Source organism: Paractinoplanes bogorensis (assembly GCF_018829635.1).
Lineage (GTDB): Bacteria > Actinomycetota > Actinomycetes > Mycobacteriales > Micromonosporaceae > Actinoplanes > Actinoplanes bogorensis.
In genome coordinates this window covers 82,267-100,917 of the sequence record NZ_JAHKKG010000006.1, presented here as the reverse complement: position 1 = coordinate 100,917, position 18,651 = coordinate 82,267, and the positions used below count along the sequence as shown (strand labels likewise).

Sequence of the window (18,651 nt, the reverse complement as noted above, 5' to 3'; positions counted from 1 at the left end):
TTCTTCTCCATCTTTATCCGGCCTTGCGGCCGAGGACGACGACCACGAGGGCCGGCGCGGCGAGGACGATCACCGCGGTGAGCACGATGCGCAGCGCCGTCTCGGGCACCCACAGCCAGACGGCGGCGACGGCGACCAGCGGGACGAGCAGGATGCCGAGCCGTTCGCCGCGGCTCCGGCGGTAGATCTGGCCGGAACTGCGGCGGGGTCCCGGGGTCAGCTTGGTGATGAGCCGGCGACGGCGCTGCCGCCGGTCCACCTTGCGGGCCCGGGCGGCCTTCTCCTTCTCGTGCACGGCGAGACGCTCGGCCCGCCGGCGGGCACGTTCCTTGGACATCTACAGGCCGGCGACCCAGTTGCGCAGCAGCGCGAACCCGGCGTCGCCCGACTTCTCGGGGTGGAACTGGGCGGCGCTGAGCGGGCCCAGCTCGACCGCCGCCGCGAACGGCCGGTCGTGGCTGGCCGTGGTCACCTTCGCGGTCGTCAACGCTTCGAGATCATTGGCCGCGTACGAGTGGACGAAGTAGAACCGGGCATCCGGGGTGAGCCCGTCGAACAGCCGGGACCCCTCGGCGACGTCGACCGTGTTCCAGCCCATGTGCGGGATCCGCTCGGCGCTCAGCCGGTCGACCACGCCGGGCAGCAGGCCCAGCCCCTTGGTCTCGACGCCGTGCTCGACCCCGGCGTCGAACAGGATCTGCATGCCCACGCAGATGCCGAGCACCGGGCGCCCGGCGGCGACCCGCGCGGCGATCATCGGGCCGGCGTCGATCTCGTCGATGCCGGCCATGCACGCCGCGTAGGCGCCGACACCGGGGACGACCAGGCCGTCCGCCTCCGCCGCGGCGGTCAGGTCGCTGGTGACGGTGACCCGCACGCCCGTACGGGAAACCGCTCTTTCGGCCGATCGGAGGTTGCCCGATCCGTAGTCGAGCACCACGACGCTGGTCATGGCAGAGACCACAGCACGCCACCGGCCGTGGCCAGCGCCGCGAGGGCTCCGACCAGGCCGATGCTGAACTTGGTGGCGCCCGACTTGACCAGCTGGATCACGCCGCCGACGAGGAACCCGGCCAGGATGAAGAGCGCGATGGCCATCAGAGCACGCCCTTGGTCGAGGGCAGCTGACCGGCGTTGCGCGGGTCGATCTCGACGGCCTCGCGCAGCGCCCGCGAGAACGCCTTGAACTGCGTCTCGACCACGTGGTGGGCGTCCGGCTTGCCGCCGTCGCGGGCCGCCCGCAGCACGCTGACGTGCAGGGTCAGCCTGGCGGCGTGGCCGAACGACTCGAAGATGTGCCGGGTCATGCTGGTCGGGTAGACCGGCCCGATGTACGGCGCCAGCTCGGGCTCGTCGTGCACGATGTAGGGCCGGCCGGACAGGTCGACCGCGGCCCGCACCAGCACCTCGTCCATCGGGATGGTCGCCGACCCGTAGCGGCGGATGCCCGCCTTGTCACCCAGAGCGCGCGAGAACGCGTCACCGAGCGCGATGGCCGTGTCTTCCATCGTGTGGTGCGCGTCGATCTCGAGGTCGCCCTCGCAGCGGACGGTGAGGTCGAAGCCGCCGTGCCGGGCGAGCTGGTTGAGCATGTGGTCGTAGAAGCCGACCCCGGTGCTCAGGTCGCCCTTGCCGGTGCCGTCGAGGTCGATCTCGACGAGCACCTTGGTCTCGTTGGTGACACGCTCGACGCGCGCGGTGCGGCTCACTGCAGGGCCTCCAAGAAAGCATCGGTCTCGGCCGGGGTCCCGGCGGTCACACGTAGCCAGCCCGGCAGGCCGACGTCGCGGATCAGTACACCGCGGTCGAGCAGCCGCTGCCAGGCGATTTTCTGGTCGCCGCCGACCTCGAACAGCACGAAGTTGGCGTCGCTGTCGGCGACCTTCATCCCGCGCCCGCGGAGCGTCGCGACGATGCGGTCACGCTGCTGCTTGATCACCTCGACGGTGGCGAGCAGGGCGTCCCGCTGGGCCAGGGCGGCGCGGGCCGCGGCCTGGGTCAGCGCGGACAGGTGGTAGGGCAGCCGGACCAGCTGCACCGCGTCGACCACGGCCGGGTCGGCGGCCAGGTAGCCCAGGCGACCCCCGGCGAACCCGAACGCCTTGCTCATCGTGCGGGTGACGACCAGGCGCGGGTGGCCCGCCAGCAGGGTGAGGGCGCTCGGCACGCCGGGGCGGGCGAATTCCGCGTACGCCTCGTCGACGATGACCATGCCGCGCGCCGCCTCGAGCACGGCCGTGACCACCCCGGGGTCGAGCGCCGTGCCGGTCGGGTTGTTGGGCGAGCACAGGAAGATCAGATCGGGGTCGTGCTGCTCGATCTGCTCGACGGCGGCGGCCGGGGTGAGCCCGAAGTCGGGATCACGCAGCGCGCCGACCCAGCGGCTGCCGGTGCCCTGGGCCAGCAGCGGATGCATCGAATAGGACGGGCCGAAACCCAGCGCCGTGCGGCCCGGACCGGCGAACGCCTGCAGCAGCTGCTGCTGGATCTCGTTCGACCCGTTCGCCGCCCAGGTGTTCGCCCCGGTCAGCCCGTGCCCGAGATAGCCGGCCAGGTCGGACCGCAGCGCCACGGCGTCACGGTCGGGATAGCGGTTGAGGTCGCGCAGCTCGGCCTGCACCGCCTTGGCGATCGCGTCGACCACGGCGTCGGGCAGCGGGTACGAGTTCTCGTTGGTGTTCAGCCGCACCGCGACGTCGAGCTGCGGAGCGCCGTACGGCGTCTTGCCCCGCAGGTCATCACGGATGGGCAGGTCGTCGATCGTCGTCATGAGAACCGCACCGCCACCGCGTCGCCGTGCGCCGGCAGGTCTTCCGCGTTGGCCAGCGCCACCACGTGGCCGGCCACGTCGCGCAGTGCCTCCTGGCCGTACTCGATGACGTGCACGCCGCGCAGGAACGACTGCACCGACAGGCCGGACGAGTGCCGCGCGCACCCGCCGGTGGGCAGCACGTGGTTGGACCCGGCCGCGTAGTCGCCCAGCGACACCGGCGACCACGCCCCCACGAAGATCGCCCCGGCGTTGCGGACCCGCAGGGCCCACTGGCGCGCGTCACGGGTCTGGATCTCGAGGTGTTCGGCCGCGTAGGCGTCGACCACCCGCAGGCCCTGCTCGAGGTCGTCGACCAGCACGACGCCGGACTGCTCGCCGCCCAGCGCGGTCTGCACCCGGGCCGCGTGCTTGGTGCTCGCCACCTGGCGCACCAGTTCGGTGTCGACCGCCGCGGCCAGCGCCTCGGAGTCGGTGACCAGCACGCTGGCGGCCAGCGGGTCGTGCTCGGCCTGGCTGATCAGGTCGGCCGCCACGTGCCGGGGGTCGGCCGTGTCGTCGGCCAGGATCGCGATCTCGGTCGGGCCGGCCTCGGCGTCGATGCCGACCGCGCCGCGGAGCATGCGCTTGGCCGCGGTGACCCAGATGTTGCCCGGGCCGGTGATGACGTCGACCGGCTCGCAGCGGTCGCTCTCGTCGGCCCCGTCGGCGCCGTAGCCGAGCATGGCGATCGCCTGGGCGCCGCCGACCGCGTAGACCTCGGTCACGCCGAGCAGCGCGCACGCCGCCAGCACCCGGGAGTCGGGCAGGCCGCCGTTCTCCTTCTGCGGCGGGCTGGCCACGACCAGCGACTCGACGCCCGCCTCCTGCGCGGGCACCACGTTCATGACCACGGTGGACGGATAGACGGCCAGGCCACCCGGAACATAGAGACCCACACGCCGTACGGGGATCCAGCGCTCGGTGACCGTGCCGCCGTCGGCCACCTGGGTCGTCACGTCGGTGCGCCGCTGGTCGGCGTGCACCTTGCGGGCCCGCTCGATGACCACCTCGAGAGCGGCCCGGACGTCGGGCTCGAGCACGTCGGCGGCCGCGGCGATCGCGGCCGCGGGCACCCGCAGCCGCTCGAGGGTGACCCCGTCGAACCGCTGGGTGGCGTCGCGGATCGCGGCGAAGCCATGCTCATGAACCGCCTCGACGACCGGGCGGATCTGCTCGACGGCCACGGAGACGTCGAGCTGGGCACGGGGCAGCAGGCCTCGCGGGTCACGGGTGGAGCCGCGCAGGTCGATCCGGTTCAGCACGCCGCCAGTCTAGGCCGTGGCCCCGGCGAAACCGTCGTCGCCGCAGGCGGGCCCGAGTCTTGGGACAGTGATCACCCGGTAGCGGCGGGTTGACCATGGGGGGCCGACCGATAGGCTGAACCCGTGAGCAAGCGGCTGCCGGTGTTCCCCCTGGGTACGGTGCTGTTTCCCGGCCTGGTGCTGCCCCTGCACATTTTCGAGGAGCGCTACCGCACCCTCGTGCGTGAGCTGGTGACCAGTCCCGAGGAAGGTCCGCACGAGTTCGGCGTGGTGACGCTGCGCCGCGGGGCCGAGGCGCCCGCGCCCGAGGGCGCCGACGGGCCCGCCCCCGAGGTGGCGCCGCTGGTGGCCGACGATCTCTACCCGACCGGCTGCACGGCCGAGCTCCGACAGGTCACCGAGCTGCCCGACGGCCGCTACGACATCATGACGGTGGGCCGGCGCCGGTTCACGGTCAAAGACGTCGCCCAGGGCGAGGAACCCTACCTGACGGCCGAAGTCGAGTGGCTGCCCGACGAGCCCGCCGACCAGACGGCCGAGCTGCTGGCACCCCGGGCCCTGGCCGCCTTCCGGGCCTATCTCGAACTGCTGCGCCCCGACTCCGAGGCGCTCGACGCGGTGCCCGGCGACGCGACCGTGCTGTCCCACCTGATCGCGGCCACCGCCCAGCTGACCACCGACGAGCGCCAGCTGCTGCTCTCGGCCCCCGACACGGCGACCCGCCTGCGCACCGAGCTCAAGCTGCTCAACCGCGAATCCGGCCTGCTGGCCCGGGTCCGCGCGGTCCCGGTGCCGCTGAGCGACCTGGCCCGCCCGGCCAGCCCCAACTAGCGTCGGCCGAGCCGGCTTCCGGTCAACGAGCGGCCCGAGCCGGCTTCCGGTCAACGCAGCGGCTGGGCCGGCGGGTAGTCGTCGACCGGCGGCGGGTCGTCGCCGTACCGGCCGGACTCGTACTGGCCGGGGCCGTACTGGTTGTTGGGGCCGTAGCCGGGCTGGGCGCCCGGCTGGTCGAGGTCGGGGTCGTTGGACCAGCCGGCCATCAGCGTGAGCACGATCGCCGCGGCGAAGGCCGGCACCAGCGTCGGCCCGAGCGAGTGCACCTCGGGCGGCGCCAGATAGGTCGCACCCTGCTGGGCCGAGTCGGCCCAGCTCTGATAGTCGGCGTGACCGATCAGCTCGCCCGCCCACGGCGCCACCAGCCAGCCCGCCCCGAGCGCGCCCAGCACGACGCTGAGCAGCAGGAACGGCCCCCGGTCGCGGCGCAGCGCGAACCACGCGGCGATCGCCACGAGCAGCCCGAAACCGAGGCCGAGCAGGGTGAACCAGCCGTCGGCGGCGATGTATTCCTCGGGCGACGGGTCGTTCACCACGATGCCGCCCTGACCGGCGTTGATCACCGGGACCGACGGGGCCAGCGCCCGCCACAGCAGGCCGAGCGGCCCGCCGAGCACGACGATCACTCCGAAGGTCACGAGGGCGACGGTGAGCGTCCTCTTCCAGGGCCGGCCCGCCGACATGCGCAGGTTCCACGCCCGGCCGAGGCCGGTCTGCTCCTCGGCCGGCCCGGACGGGTGCGCGAGCTCGTAGCCCCCGCCCTCCGGCGGCCCGCCGTATTCGGCCGGTTCCTGACTCGCGTTCACCCTACGATCCTGCCAGGTGTCGCGCGTGGCGTCCCGCATGCCCGGTGCACCGGCGTCAGGCCACCGCGGACGGACCGAGGATCATCTTGAGGTCGGCCCGCAGCGCCGGGGTCGGCGCCACCCGCACCGCGCCCAGCCGCAGCAGCGTCGTGCGGCTGCCGTTCTGCAGGTGGACGTGCACCTCGGAGTCGCCCGGGTGGCTGGTCAGGATCTCCTTGAGCTCGGCCACCAGCGGCGGCGTGCACCGGGTGATCGGCATGGTCAGCGTGACCGGCTTGCTGTCCGGGTTGGTGCTGATGTCGGGCAGCGACATGTCCATCGCCATGATGCGCGGGGTGTCGTCGCGCCGGTCGACCCGGCCCTTGACCACGACGATCGCGTCTTCGGCGATGTACTGCCCGATCACTTCGTAGGTGTTGGGGAAGAACAGCGCCTCGACACCACCGGCCAGGTCTTCCAGCGTGGCCGAGGCCCAGGCCCGGCCCTGCTTGGTGATGCGCCGCTGCACGCCGGTGAGGATGCCGGCCAGCGTGACGATCTGGCCGTCGGGAACCGACCCCTCCTCGTTGAGCGCGGCGATCGTGGTGTCGGCCGCGTTGTGCAGCAGCTGCTCGAGCCCGGCCAGGGGGTGGTCGCTGACGTAGAGGCCGAGCATCTCGCGCTCGAAGGCCAGCTTGTCGCGCTTGTCCCACTCGGAGTCGCCGATGGGCGGCATGGCCACCGTGGCCGCACTGCCGCCGTCGGTGTCGCCGAACGCCCCGAACAGGTCGAACTGGCCGGCCGCCTCGTTGCGCTTGACGTCCGCGTAGGCGTCGATGGCCTCGGCGTGCACGGCCAGCAGGCCCTTGCGGCTGTGGCCCATCGAGTCGAACGCGCCCGCCTTGATCAGGGATTCAATCGTCTTCTTGTTGCAGGCGACCGCGTCGACCTTGGACAGGAAGTCGTAGAAGTCCTGATACTTGCCCTTCTCCTCGCGGCAGCGGGCGATCGCGTCGACCACGTTGTTGCCGACGTTGCGCACCGCGGCCAGGCCGAAGCGGATGTCCTTGCCGACCGGGGTGAACGGGCCGGCCGACTCGTTGACGTCGGGCGGGAGGACCTGGATGCCCATGCGCCGGCACTCGGCCAGGTACATCGCCATCTTGTCCTTGTCGTCGCCGACGCTGGTGAGCAGACCACCCATGTATTCGGCCGGGTAGTGCGCCTTGAGATAGGCCGTCCAGTAGGAGACCAGGCCGTACGCCGCCGAGTGGGCCTTGTTGAAGGCGTAGCCGGCGAACGGGACCAGTACGTCCCACACCGCCTGGATGGCCTCCTTGGAGTAGCCGTTGTCCATGCATCCCTGCTGGAACGGGCCGAACTCCTTGTCCAGGATCTCCTTCTTCTTCTTACCCATGGCCCGGCGCAGCAGGTCGGCCTGGCCGAGGCTGTAACCGGCCAGGATCTGCGCGGCGCGCTGCACCTGCTCCTGATAGACGATCAGCCCGTACGTGGGTTCGAGGATCTCGGCCAGCGGCTCGGCCAGTTCGGGGTGGATCGGGGTGATGTCCTGCAGCTTGTTCTTGCGCAGGGCGTAGTTGGTGTGCGACTCGACGCCCATCGGGCCGGGGCGGTAGAGCGCCAGCACGGCCGAGATGTCTTCGAAGTTGTCCGGCTTCATCAGCCGCAGCAGCGACCGCATGGGCCCGCCGTCGAGCTGGAAGACGCCGAGCGTGTCGCCGCGGGCCAGCAGCTCGTAGGCCGGCTTGTCGTCCAGCGGCAGTGCCAGCAGGTCGAGGTCGAGGTCGTGGTTGAGCTTGATGTTCTTGACCGCGTCGTCGAGGATCGTCAGGTTGCGCAGGCCCAGGAAGTCCATCTTGAGCAGGCCGAGCGTCTCGCACGTCGGGTAGTCGAACTGGGTGATGATGACGCCGTCGGAGGCGCGCCGCATCAGTGGGATGTGGTCGATGATCGGCTCGGCCGACATGATCACGCCGGCCGCGTGGACACCGGTCTGCCGGATCAGGCCCTCGATGCCCCGGGCGGTGTCGATCACCTTTTTGACGTCGGGGTCGGTCTCGTAGAGCGTGCGGACCTCGCCCGCCTCGCTGTAGCGCTTGTGCTCCTTGTCGAAGATGCCGGACAGCGGGATGCCCTTGCCCATGACGTCGGGCGGCAGCGCCTTGGTGATCCGGTCACCGACCGCGAACGGGTAGCCCAGCACGCGCGCCGAGTCCTTGATCGCGGCCTTGGCCTTGATCGTGCCGAAGGTGGCGATCTGGGCGACCTTGTCGTCGCCCCAGCGCTCGGTCACATAGCGGATGACCTCACCGCGCCGGCGCTCGTCGAAGTCGATGTCGACGTCGGGCATCGAGATGCGCTCGGGGTTGAGGAACCGCTCGAAGATCAGGCCGTGCGGCAGCGGGTCGAGGTCGGTGATGCCCATCGCGTACGCGATCAGGGAACCCGCCGCCGAGCCACGCCCGGGGCCGACCGCGATGCCGTTGCGCTTGGACCACTGGATGAAGTCGGCGACCACCAGGAAGTAGGCCGGGAAGCCCATCGAGATGATCACGCCGAGCTCGTATTCCGCCTGCTTGATGTGCGTGTCGGGGATGCCGTCGGGGAACCGGTTGCGCAGGCCCTCGAACGCGACGTGGCGGAAGTAATCCTCTTCGGTGTAGCCCTCGGGGATCGGGAACCGGGGCATCAGGTTCTTGAAGGTGAACATGCCCTCGGTGTCGACCCGGGAGGCCACCAGCAGCGTGTTGCGGCAGCCCTCCAGCCACGCCTCGGACGAGTCGACCGCGCGCATCTGGTCGGCCGACTTCACGAAGTAGCCCGCGCCGTCGAAGCGGAACCGGTTGGGGTCGGCCACGTTGCTGCCGGTCTGCACGCACAGCAGCACGTCGTGGGCCGAGGCCTGGGCCTCGTGGGTGTAGTGCGAGTCGTTGGTGACCAGCGGCGGGATGCCGAGTTTCTGCCCGATCTCGATCAGGCCGTCACGGACCCGCTTCTCGATCGACAGACCGTGGTCCATGATCTCGAGGAAGTAGTTTTCCTTGCCCAGGGCTTCCTGGTATTTCGCGGCGGACGCGAGCGCCTCGTCGAACTGGCCGAGCCGCAGGCGGGTCTGCACCGCGCCGGACGGGCAGCCGGTGGTGCCCATGATGCCCTCGGCGTGCTCGGCGATGATGTCGAAGTCCATCCGCGGGTATTTACCGAGCTGGCCCTCGATCGACGCCCGCGAGTTGAGGCGGAACAGGTTCTTCAGCCCGACGGCGTTGCGGGCCCACATGGTCATGTGGGTGTAGGCGCCGTTGCCCGAGATGTCGTCGCTCTTCTGCTCCGGCCGGCCCCACTTGACCCGGCTCTTGTTGTCGCGCGAGTCGGGGGCGACGTAGGCCTCGACGCCGATCACCGGGATCACCTCGGCCGCCTTGGCCTGGGTGTAGAAGTCGTAGGCGCCGTGCATGTTGCCGTGATCGGTGATCGCGGCGGCCGGCATACCGAGCCGTTTGGCCTCGGCCAGCAGTTCCTTGACCCGGGCGGCCCCGTCGAGCATCGAATACTCGGTGTGCACGTGGAGATGCACGAACGAGTCAGACACCCGGGGCCCCCTTAAGTTGTGACGACCCAGCGACTTTAGCCGGACCCCCCGACAAGAACGAGGGCTACACGCGTGTCATTCGGCGAATGGCTCGATCATCACAGAGGCCGCCTTGAGCCACGCCGTGCGCGTCTCCTGCTGGAGGTCGGCGTACTCGATCGAGGAGCCCACCTCGAGCGCCTGGTCGTAGGGCACGATCGCGACCGCGCGGGTGCGGGTGGCGAAGTGCTTGGCGAAGTCGTTGAGCAGCGGCAGCGGCCCCGGCGAGGGGCACGAGATCAGCGTGACCGCGTTGGAGACCAGGTCACCCATGCCGCTGTCGTCGAGCACGTCGAGCATCCAGTCGGCGGTGAACGCGGCGTCCTCGCGGGGCACGGTGGTGATCACCAGCTGGTCGGCCTGGCGCATCACGGTCTGCCAGTTCACGCTCTCGACGTTGTTGCCGGTGTCGACGCAGATCACGTCGTGGGTGCGGCGCAGCAGGTCCATCACCCGGCGCACGGTGGCCTGATCGAGCCGGGCCGCGAAACGCGGGTTCTCCTCGCCGGCGAGCACGTCGTAGGACCCGTCGGAGGCGTGCCGCAGATAGCCGTCGAGTTCCTGCAGCAGCGAGTCGCCGTGCAGGTTCTCGATCTGCATCAGGTCGGCCAGCAGGTGCTTGATCGTCCGAGCGTGCCGGGCACTGCCGGCCCGCAGGCCGAGGGTGCCCCGCAGCTCGTTGTCGTCCCAGGCCAGCACACCCCGGCCGCGGACGCTGCCGATGGTGGCCGCGGCCAGCACGGTCGCCGTGGTCTTGTGCACCCCGCCCTTGGGGTTGGCGAAGGCCAGCACCCGCGGCTTGCCGAGCTTGCGGCGCATCACCGCGACGGCCCGCTCGAGCTCGTCGTCGGTGCGGCCCTGACGCCACTCGATGCGGGCGGCGGCCGGCGAGGTGGGCTGCGGCGCGAGCGAGATCGGCTGGGCCACCGGAACGGGCTGGGCCACCGGGACGAGGGGCTGGGCGATCGGCTGCGGCGGCGCCATGGGAGCGGCGGCCGAGGCCCTGACCTGCGGGTAGTCGCGCCCCGGGGGCGGTGCCACCGGCGGGCGCGCGGACGGGCTGAAGAAGCTGTGCGGTTCCTCGGCGGGCGGCACGGGGGCCGGTGCCGGCGGCGGGGTGGCGGCCCGCCGGCCACCGCCGTTGAGGTCGGACTGCCGGGCCTGCCAGCGCGGGTCGAGCGGGTTGACCGGCCGCTGCGGCATCGGGCGGGGCTCGGGCTGCGCCGGCGCCTCGGGCTGGCGCTGGTCGTGCCGGCCGGCGCCGTACTGCCCGCGCGCCTCCAGCGGGTTGATCGGGCGACGGGTCGGCAACGGCTGCCCGTACTGCTGGGGCGGCGCCGGCGGAGCCTCGCGCTCCGGCTCGGGCTGTTCCTCGGCCTGGCGGGAACCGTGCCGGGCGCGGTCGAGCAGCGCCCGCCAGCGCGGGGCTGGTTCCGCAGGCCGGCCCCAGCCGGTCTCGGTCCCGTCCACGGCTCGTCCTCCCTGCACATGCTCTCGATGGAAACCCACGCCCGGGCCCCTCGCCCCTGACAGGCTACGGAGCTAACCCCGATCGGGCCACTGCCTGTTCTGAAGTACCGGAACCGTCACAGGCAGCGCCCCCGGCGGACGAAGAAACTAACGGCCGGGCGGGGTTCAAGGTGCTGCCGAGCGGCTGGTCGCATCGTGAGCAGGAGTCGCGTCCGTGGCCGAGGGTACGACAGAACGAGCCTCCGGTGCCGGGTTGGAAGGCAGGGCCGTGTCTCCGGTGACATCGGATGAGGCAGATGTCACAGGCGCCCCGGCGGACGACACTATCGGCGCGGGAGTCCGCGAAGCAATGCCCGTTGCCCCGGATGGCACAGCGCCGGCGGACGCGGCCGGCGGGCGGGACGGCTCGGGCGGGACGGTGCCGGTCTGCTCGGGCAGCGGCGGACGGAACTCGGTGCGGTCGAGCCGCCGCACCTCGGGGGCCGGGTCGACCGCGCGGACGCCGTGCCGGTCGGCCAGTTCCCGCAGCGCGGCCGGCGCGGCCCTGACCACGGCCGCGAAGACGCAGGAACAGCCCGACCGGTAGGCCGAGGCCTCCTGCGAGGCGGTGCGGGCGGCCGTCGCGTAGGCCTGTCGCGCGCGCTGCCCGCCCTCGTCGCCGGCGGTGACCCGGCGGGCCAGTTGCTCGTATTCGGCGTACTCCCGGTCGCGGTCCAGGGCCGTGTCGAGCATGCCCGAAAGCACATCGGCCGGAAGCCGGTAGACCGGGATCCGAACCACCGGGGTGTGCGTGCCGGGGAGCGGCACCCGGGCGTACACCTGGGCGACGGCCGAACCGGAGAACAGATCGGGCAGCATCCCGGCCGCGACGTAGCCGTCCAGGCTCACCAGCGCCCACGTCTCCCCGGCGGCCGGGGCCGACGGATCGGTCAGCGCGGCCAGCTCGTCCCGGGTGGCGTCGAGATAGCCGAGCACCGACTGCCCCTGCACCACGCCCACCCGTACGACGTCCGCCGGGTCGTCCGGTGGTGGCGTGACGCCGCCCCGGCCGGCCCAGATCAGGCCCAGCAGCGCGACCCCGGCCGTGACGGCCACGACGGTGGCCGCCACCCGTACGGCGGGAAAGCCGCCGGTCACGGGGACGGGCCGCACGGGGGAACCGTCAGCTCGCGTCCTGCAGCACGCTCAGCGCGTGCGACAGGTCGGCCGGGTAGTCGCTCACGAAACGCACCTCGTCGTGGGTGCGCGGGTGCAGGAAGGACAACTCGCGGGCGTGCAGCCACTGCCGGCTCAGCTCGAGCCGGGCGGCCAGCGTGGGGTCGGCCCCGTACTGCTGGTCGCCGACGCACGGGTGCCGCATGGCCGAGAAGTGCACCCGGATCTGGTGGGTGCGGCCGGTCTCGAGCTTCACGTCGACCAGGCTGGCCGAGCGGAACGCCTCGACCGTGTCGTAGTGCGTCACGCTGGGCTTGCCGGTCGACATCACGGCGAACCGGTAATCGGCGGTCGGGTGCCGGTCGATCGGCGCGTCGATGGTGCCCCGCAGCGGATCGAGGTGGCCCTGCACGACGGCGTGGTAGCGCTTGTCGACCTCGCGCTCCTTGAAGGCCCGCTTGAGGGCGCTGTACGCCATCTCGCTCTTGGCCACCACCATGATGCCGGTGGTGCCCACGTCGAGCCGGTGCACCACGCCCTGCCGCTCGGCGGCGCCGCTGGTCGCGACGTTCTGCCCGATCGCGGCCAGCCCGCCCACCACGGTCGGGCCGGTCCAGCCGGGGCTCGGGTGCGCGGCCACGCCGACCGGCTTGTCGACCACGACGATGTCGTCGTCGCTGTAGATGATCTTGAGGCCGTGCACGGTCTCGGCCACCACCGCCGGGGCCGCCACCGGTGCGGGCAGGGTGACCTCGAGCCAGGAGCCGGCCGCGACCTTGTCCGACTTCGGGCGCGGGAAGCCGTCGACCAGCGCGTCGCCGCTCTCGACCAGGGTGGCCGCGGCCGTGCGGGACAACCCGAACAACCGCGAGACGGCCTGGTCGAGACGCATCCCGTCGAGTCCGTCGGGAACGGGGAGGGAACGCTGCGAGCTCACTGGGCTTCTTTCTTCTTCCGGACCGAGATCCGGCTGCCGTCCCGCTGCCGGCCGGTGAGTTCGAGCAGCACGGCGAGCACGACGCCGACGCTCAGACAGCTGTCCGCGATGTTGAAGATGGCGAAGTACTCCCCGTACGGCCCGAAGACGCTGATCATGTCGACCACGTGTCCGTGCAGCACGCCGGGGGCCCGGAACAGGCGATCGCCGAGATTGCCGAGCGCACCGCCGAGCACGAGGCCGAGAGCCAGCGCCCACGGCACCGACCGCAGCCGCATCGCCATCCAGGCGATCCAGCCGACCACGATCAGCGTGATCACCGGGAAGACCCAGGTGTAGTCGCTGCCCAGGCTGAAGGCGGCACCCGCGTTGCGGAGCAGCGACAGATAGATCAGGCCACCGAGGATGCGGACCGGGTGGCCCTCCTCGAGGTTCTCGGTCGACAGCCACTTGACCCACTGGTCGATGGCCACGGCGATGACGGCGGTGGCACCCAGCACCGCCACGGCGCGACCGCTGAACCCGGGCCGGCGCCCCGGCTCCGGCTCGTCCACCGTGGTCGCCCCCGCCTGCTCGTCGGCGTTCAGCGTCTTTCCTCCAGCTGCTTGCAGTGCACACAGAGAGTCGCGGACGGGAACGCCGCCAGTCGCTCGACCGGGATCGCGTTGCCGCATCGCTCGCACCAACCGTAGTTGCCCTCGCCGAGGCGGTCGATGGCGCGTTCCACCTGAGTGATCCGCTCCAGCAGATTGTTCGCCAGAGTGATCTCCTGCTCACGCTCGAGCGTCTTGGTGCCGGTGTCGGCCTGGTCGTCGCCGGCCGAGTCGTCCAGGCGGCCCCGCTGGAGCTCGGTGAGCTCGGTGATCGAGGTGTCGTACTCGGTCTGCAGCTCGTCACGCCGCTCGACCAGCGCGACCCGGATCTTCTCGGTCTCGGCGGCGCTGCGCGTGCGCATGCCGGCGCCCTTCTGGTCGGTCTTGCCGCTCGCGGCCGACTTGGTACCGGTTGCCTTGACCATCGTCGCTCCCTCGGCCACGCGCCCGCGCGGCGATCGGCGTCCCTGAGACCCGGCGGCCGCCCCTGGAGCCGGCCGGTTCTTCCCGTCGAGTTGTAGCGGTTCCCACCCGGCGACCGGCTCACGCCTCCGGTCCCGCGTGGCCGCGCAGTAGATCTTCCCCCACCTGCACAAACGGCGCGGCCGAACGAACAGCCGCGCACCGGTGTGGGTGGCAAGGATACGGAACGTATACCGCACCGACAACAGCCCGTATCGGATAGGTCTGTTCAATCGCCCCGAAAGGTGCGTCAAATACCCGACGAAGGCTGGTCCGCGCCCTCCTCGCCGAACCAGCGGGCCAGGCGGCCACGGCGGCTCACCGCGCGCAGGCGTCGCTCGGCCTCGTCCCGGGCGGCCGCGGTGGCCACGATCAGCAGGGAGTCGCCGGTGCGGAGCCGGGTGTCGAGGCCGGGCACGAAACCGGAGCCGTCCCGCACCACCAGCGTCACCGAGGCTCCCTTGGGCAGGCGCAGCTCGTCGACGTAGACCCCGGCCAGCCGGGACTGCTCGGCCACGTCCACCTGCAGCAGGTCGGCGTTCATCCGCTCGAGCGGCGCCGTCTCGACGTGCACCTCGGCCGCCTCACCGGGCGCGGTCACCCGAAGCAGCCGGGCGGCCGGGCCGAGCGTGCTCGCCTGCAGCAGCGTGAAGATGATGACCAGCACGAACACGGCGTCGAAGAGGCCCCGGGCGCCGGGCGTGCCGGCCGAGAGCGGGATCGTGGCCAGCACGATCGGCACGGCGCCACGCAGGCCGGCCCAGGACAGGAACGCGCTCCCCCGCCAGCCGACCCGGTTGCCGGGGCGGCGCGGACCACGGACCGGCCGGGCCAGCACGGCCGAGATCACCACCGACAGCGGCCGGGCCAGCAGCACCAGCGCGACCCCGGCGACCAGCGCGGGCACCAGCGCCTCGTCCAGCCGGCGGGGCGAGGCGAGCAACCCGAGCAGCACGAACAGCCCGATCTGGGCGACCCAGGCCAGGCCGTCGGCGAAACCGAGGATGGCGCGGCGGTGCGGCACCCGGCCGTTGCCGAGCACCACTCCGGCGACGTAGACGGCCAGGAACCCGGAGGCGTGGGCCACCGCCCCACCGGCGTACGCGAGAACGGTCAGACCGACCGCGGCGATCGGATAGAGCCCGGCCGACGGCAGGGCGGCGTGGCGCAGCAGCCACCGCCCGGCCGAGCCGACCGCGAACCCGATGGCCGCACCCGCCAGCAGCTCGTAGGTGACGATCCCGACCTCGTAGTACCAGGGGTGCATCGTGGACAGGTCGGCGCTGAGCAGCACGACCAGCAGCACCACCGGCGCGTCGTTCATGCCGGACTCGGCCTCGAGCGTGGCCACCAGGCGGGCGGGCAGGCGCAGGCGGCGCAGGGTGGCGAAGACCGCGGCGGCGTCGGTCGAGGACAGCACCGCGCCGTAGAGCAGGGCGAGCTGCCAGCCCAGGCCGAGCAGCAGGTGGACGGCGACCCCGACCACCACGATGCTGACCACGACACCGACCGTGGCCAGCGAGACGGACAGACCGAGCACCGGGCGCAGCGTGGTCCACCGGGCGGTCAGGCCCCCCTCGGCGATGATCACGATGAGCGCGCAGAAGCCCAGGGTGCGGGTCAGTTCGGCGTCGTCGAACCGGATGCCGAGCCCGGCCTCGCCGAGCAGCATGCCGATGGCGAGATAGACGAGCAGGCTGGGCAGGCCCAGGCGGGTCGAGAGGCGTACGGCCGCCACCGCCACCAGCAGGACCGAGGCACCGATCAGGAGCCCGTAGTCCAGACCACCGGTCACCGGGACGCCGTGCGGTCAGGCCGGGACACTCCGGGGTTGGGCATGCCTCATTGTGCCGATCGATTCCGCCACGCGGGAGACACCGCAGGTTGCCCTTTCTGACGCGACCCGCTGCCCGTTCGTCCCGCCCGCCTCAGCGGCGGGCCGCCGCCACCAGGCGGTCGACCGGCCGGCAGAGCCCGCACGGGCTGAAGCCGAGCTCGACCGCCTCGCCGACCGGGACGGGCTCGGTCAGGCGATCGACCAGGCTGGGGCAGTCGGGCAGGTGATAGCGGGGCCGGCCGTCCACGACCAGCACCTCGTCGTCGAGCCGGGCCACCCGGACGGCGTCGGCCGGCTGCACCGACTGCGGCAGCGGCTCGTCGTCCGGATCGTCGGCGTCGGGCTCGTCGAACTCGTCGCTCTCGTCCGGCATCTCGCTGCGGGCCGGCATCTCGCTGCGGGCCGCGTTGATGGCGGCCGACGCGCGATCGTAGTCCGGATCTTCCGCATCCCGACGACCAATATCATCTGCTGACAAATCGCCCGCGGGGACCGCGGCCGGGTGGTCGGACGAGGACGCGACGGGACTTTCCGAGGCCGCCGCGAAGTCGGGACCGGCCGAGGGGCGGGCCGCAGCCACGTCACCCGGGTCGAACTGGACGGTGTCGCGCTGATCTTCGAACGACTGCGCGGCCGCCGCGAACTCGGGCTCGGCCACGTAAACCGAGTTTTCGTCGGCGGAAACCGGAGCGGGGGCGGGCGGCTCCTCGTCGGGAGCGGCCGGCGCCGCACGCCTGGCCGCGGCGACCTGACGGGCGCCGATGACCAGGAAGACCGCGGCGATCAGGCTGGCCACGATGGAACTGATGAGCAGGCCGCTCGATCCGCCGGTGAGGCCCAGCACGAGCAGCGTCACCGCGACGAGGATGAGCAGCAGGCTAACAACGATCATGGCTCATCCTCGTCGGGGTGCCGGGGGACTCAGCGCCCGGATTCGATGGCGTTGCGGCCGCCGTAGGAACCGGCCAGACCGGCCGCGGCGAGACCTCCGCTTCCGCCGACGGCACGGCCGGAGTCGGCCCGTGACATCTCGGCCTCGAGGCCCTGGCCCCGGCCGTCGAGGTCACGCAGCTGGCTCTCCAGGTAGGCCTTCAAGCGCGTGCGGTACTCCCGCTCGAACTGCTTGAGCTCCTCGATGTGCTTCTGCAGCGCGGAGCGCTTCGCGTCGAGGCCGCCCATGGCTTCCTGGTGCCGCTGGCGGGCGTCCCGCTCGAGGGCGTCGGCCTTGGCGCGGGCCTCGCGGGTGACCTCTTCCGCCTTGGAACGGGCGTCGGAGAGGAGCTTGTCGGCCTCGCGGCGCGCGTCGGCGACGTGGTCGTCGGCGGTGCGCTGGGCCATCATGAGCACCCGCAGAGCCTGCTGCTCACCGTCGGCACCGGACGCCGCGGCGGCACCGCCGGCCGGGCCCTGGGCGCGGACCTGCTCGAGCTCGGCCTGCATCTGACGCGCGGCCTGCTCGGCCTGCGCCTTGTCGCGCTGCACACGGTCAAGCTGAGCCTTGACCTCGTTGAGCTCGGCCGCGAGGCGCGGGTCGGCGCTCGGACCGGCTGGCGCGCCACCCCGACCGCCGCGCTCCACCTGGGCGCGCAGCTCGTTGTTCTCCTCGATCAGACGGGCGAGCTCACGCTCGACCTCGTCCAGGAAGGCGTCGACCTCCTCCTCGTCATACCCCCGTTTGCCGATGGGGGGTTTCTTGAAGGCGACGTTGTGCACGTCGGCCGGGGTCAGCGGCATCGAAACTCCTCGGGTCAGTCGCGGCCGCAGTTGAGGCTGCTGTCTAGCTAAAACTCGCGATCAGTCTTACGAGCACGAACTGCATGAGCACGAACAGGATAACTAGCAGCACGATGGAAGCCAGGTCCAAACTCACGTTACCAATGCGCAGCGGGGGGATCACACGCCTCAACGCCTTGAGGGGAGGATCAGTGACGCTCCACACCGTTTCCAAGGCCGCCGATGCCCCACGACTGGGTTGCCACCGACGCCCGTATTGGAGTACCGCACCCAGCACGAACCTGGCAAGCAGGACGAGGAAGAAGACGTAAACGACTAAATACAGTATTTGGAACACGATCGAGAGCACTCGTGCGGATCCCCCATCTGGGTGGCGGGCTGCGCGTGCCCGCCATCATGCCTGACCGAAGAACCCGCCCTCGGCGATCTTGGCTTTGTCCTCCGCGGTGACCTGGACATTTGCCGGTGAGAGCAGGAAAACCCGGTTGGTGACGCGCTCGATCGTACCGCGAAGACCGAAGGCCAGTCCGGCGGCGAAGTCGACCAGGCGGCGGGCGTCCCCTTCATCCATCTCAGTGAGATTGATGATGACCGGTACGCCGTCGCGGAAGTGCTCCCCGATCGTGCGTGCCTCACGGTAAGTGGTCGGGTGCAGCGTGGTGATCTGGTACCGCTGCTCCTCCTCGACCGGCCGCGGGCGGGGCTCGGGCTGACGCACCGGCTCCGGCGCCAGGGCCAGATTCTCCCGCGTGGAGTAGCTCAGCGGAGACGAGCTGTCACTTACCGTGCTCGGGCGGGTGATCGAACGGACGCTGGCCCGCTCGCTCCGGTCGGCACGTTCCACCCGATCGTGGTCGTCCACGTCGGCGTGCGACGACAGACGGTCGGACGGCCGGCTGCGCTCCGTACGGGCCCGCGGCACCGGACGCTCGTCCTCGACATCCTCGTCGTCGGCGAACTCGTCCTCGGTGTACCGGCTTCCCGAGTACCGGTTCCGAGAGCGGTAGGGCGCGGCGTCCTCGTCGTACCTGCCGTATTCGCGGTCGTCGTCCTCTTCGACGAGGCCCAGCCAGACGCCCGCCTTACGAAGCGCGCTCATGCCTTCACCCCATCACGCCACC

Annotated in this window: 19 protein-coding genes; 1 reads left to right on the top strand and 18 read right to left on the bottom strand. The window is 71.4% G+C overall.

Annotation, left to right across the window (positions count from 1 at the left end; genetic code table 11):
* Nucleotides 1–13: 13 nt before the first annotated feature.
* From KOI35_RS19540 to hisD, 6 genes are read right to left on the bottom strand one after another with little or no spacing between them, the layout of a single operon-like run.
* Nucleotides 14–337, bottom strand: coding sequence for a hypothetical protein (locus KOI35_RS19540; RefSeq protein ID WP_215788945.1), 324 nt, complete (start codon nucleotides 335–337; stop codon nucleotides 14–16).
* Nucleotides 338–952, bottom strand: coding sequence for an imidazole glycerol phosphate synthase subunit HisH (gene hisH / locus KOI35_RS19535; RefSeq protein WP_215788944.1), 615 nt, complete (start codon nucleotides 950–952; stop codon nucleotides 338–340).
* Nucleotides 949–1,098, bottom strand: a complete 150-nt coding sequence (locus KOI35_RS19530; protein WP_215788943.1) for a CG2302 family histidine operon protein — start codon at nucleotides 1,096–1,098, stop codon at nucleotides 949–951. Before KOI35_RS19530 ends, hisH begins: the two co-directional genes overlap by 4 nt.
* On the bottom strand, nucleotides 1,098–1,709 hold the full coding sequence (hisB, locus tag KOI35_RS19525; protein WP_215788942.1) for an imidazoleglycerol-phosphate dehydratase HisB: 612 nt from the start codon (nucleotides 1,707–1,709) through the stop codon (nucleotides 1,098–1,100). Before hisB ends, KOI35_RS19530 begins: the two co-directional genes overlap by 1 nt.
* Nucleotides 1,706–2,770, bottom strand: coding sequence for a histidinol-phosphate transaminase (locus KOI35_RS19520; RefSeq protein WP_215788941.1), 1,065 nt, complete (start codon nucleotides 2,768–2,770; stop codon nucleotides 1,706–1,708). The genes hisB and KOI35_RS19520 overlap by 4 nt, the downstream gene beginning before the upstream one ends.
* A complete protein-coding gene (gene hisD, locus KOI35_RS19515) occupies nucleotides 2,767–4,074 on the bottom strand; it encodes a histidinol dehydrogenase (protein WP_215788940.1) in 1,308 nt (435 codons plus the stop codon). Before hisD ends, KOI35_RS19520 begins: the two co-directional genes overlap by 4 nt.
* 123 nt (nucleotides 4,075–4,197) lie before the next feature.
* Between hisD and KOI35_RS19510 the strand changes: the two genes are divergently transcribed.
* A complete protein-coding gene (locus tag KOI35_RS19510; protein ID WP_215788939.1) occupies nucleotides 4,198–4,905 on the top strand; it encodes an LON peptidase substrate-binding domain-containing protein in 708 nt (235 codons plus the stop codon).
* Between the two features lie 50 nt (nucleotides 4,906–4,955).
* Here KOI35_RS19510 and KOI35_RS19505 read toward each other — a convergent pair whose 3' ends face one another.
* From KOI35_RS19505 to KOI35_RS19450, 12 genes are all read right to left on the bottom strand, one after another.
* Nucleotides 4,956–5,714: a DUF2567 domain-containing protein gene (locus KOI35_RS19505; protein WP_215788938.1), complete on the bottom strand. Its 759-nt coding sequence runs from the start codon at nucleotides 5,712–5,714 to the stop codon at nucleotides 4,956–4,958.
* 55 nt (nucleotides 5,715–5,769) lie between these two features.
* Nucleotides 5,770–9,303 (bottom strand): DNA polymerase III subunit alpha, encoded by a 3,534-nt coding sequence (gene dnaE, locus KOI35_RS19500; protein ID WP_215788937.1) that lies wholly within the window; start codon nucleotides 9,301–9,303, stop codon nucleotides 5,770–5,772.
* A 75-nt stretch (nucleotides 9,304–9,378) separates the two neighbouring features.
* Complete coding sequence (locus KOI35_RS19495) at nucleotides 9,379–10,812, bottom strand: AAA family ATPase (RefSeq protein ID WP_215788936.1); 1,434 nt, start codon at nucleotides 10,810–10,812, stop codon at nucleotides 9,379–9,381.
* Nucleotides 10,813–10,977: 165 nt separating this feature from the next.
* On the bottom strand, nucleotides 10,978–11,964 hold the full coding sequence (locus KOI35_RS19490; RefSeq protein ID WP_215788935.1) for a ribosomal eL19 family protein: 987 nt from the start codon (nucleotides 11,962–11,964) through the stop codon (nucleotides 10,978–10,980).
* 10 nt (nucleotides 11,965–11,974) lie between these two features.
* Nucleotides 11,975–12,859, bottom strand: coding sequence for an RluA family pseudouridine synthase (locus KOI35_RS19485; RefSeq protein ID WP_215789476.1), 885 nt, complete (start codon nucleotides 12,857–12,859; stop codon nucleotides 11,975–11,977).
* Between the two features lie 41 nt (nucleotides 12,860–12,900).
* Complete coding sequence (lspA, locus tag KOI35_RS19480; protein WP_438870618.1) at nucleotides 12,901–13,491, bottom strand: signal peptidase II; 591 nt, start codon at nucleotides 13,489–13,491, stop codon at nucleotides 12,901–12,903.
* Nucleotides 13,488–13,922, bottom strand: a complete 435-nt coding sequence (locus tag KOI35_RS19475; RefSeq protein ID WP_215788933.1) for a TraR/DksA family transcriptional regulator — start codon at nucleotides 13,920–13,922, stop codon at nucleotides 13,488–13,490. The genes lspA and KOI35_RS19475 overlap by 4 nt, the downstream gene beginning before the upstream one ends.
* Nucleotides 13,923–14,209: 287 nt before the next feature.
* Nucleotides 14,210–15,754: a potassium/proton antiporter gene (locus tag KOI35_RS19470; RefSeq protein ID WP_215788932.1), complete on the bottom strand. Its 1,545-nt coding sequence runs from the start codon at nucleotides 15,752–15,754 to the stop codon at nucleotides 14,210–14,212.
* Nucleotides 15,755–15,887: 133 nt separating this feature from the next.
* The gene (locus tag KOI35_RS19465) at nucleotides 15,888–16,688 is read right to left on the bottom strand and encodes a hypothetical protein (RefSeq protein WP_215789625.1); all 801 of its coding nucleotides are present in this window, start codon (nucleotides 16,686–16,688) and stop codon (nucleotides 15,888–15,890) included.
* A gap of 29 nt (nucleotides 16,689–16,717) precedes the next feature.
* Complete coding sequence (locus tag KOI35_RS19460; RefSeq protein ID WP_215788931.1) at nucleotides 16,718–17,530, bottom strand: DivIVA domain-containing protein; 813 nt, start codon at nucleotides 17,528–17,530, stop codon at nucleotides 16,718–16,720.
* Between the two features lie 43 nt (nucleotides 17,531–17,573).
* Nucleotides 17,574–17,879 (bottom strand): YggT family protein, encoded by a 306-nt coding sequence (locus KOI35_RS19455; RefSeq protein WP_215788930.1) that lies wholly within the window; start codon nucleotides 17,877–17,879, stop codon nucleotides 17,574–17,576.
* 45 nt (nucleotides 17,880–17,924) lie between these two features.
* Nucleotides 17,925–18,629 (bottom strand): cell division protein SepF, encoded by a 705-nt coding sequence (locus KOI35_RS19450; protein WP_215788929.1) that lies wholly within the window; start codon nucleotides 18,627–18,629, stop codon nucleotides 17,925–17,927.
* Between the last annotated feature and the right edge of the window lie 22 nt (nucleotides 18,630–18,651).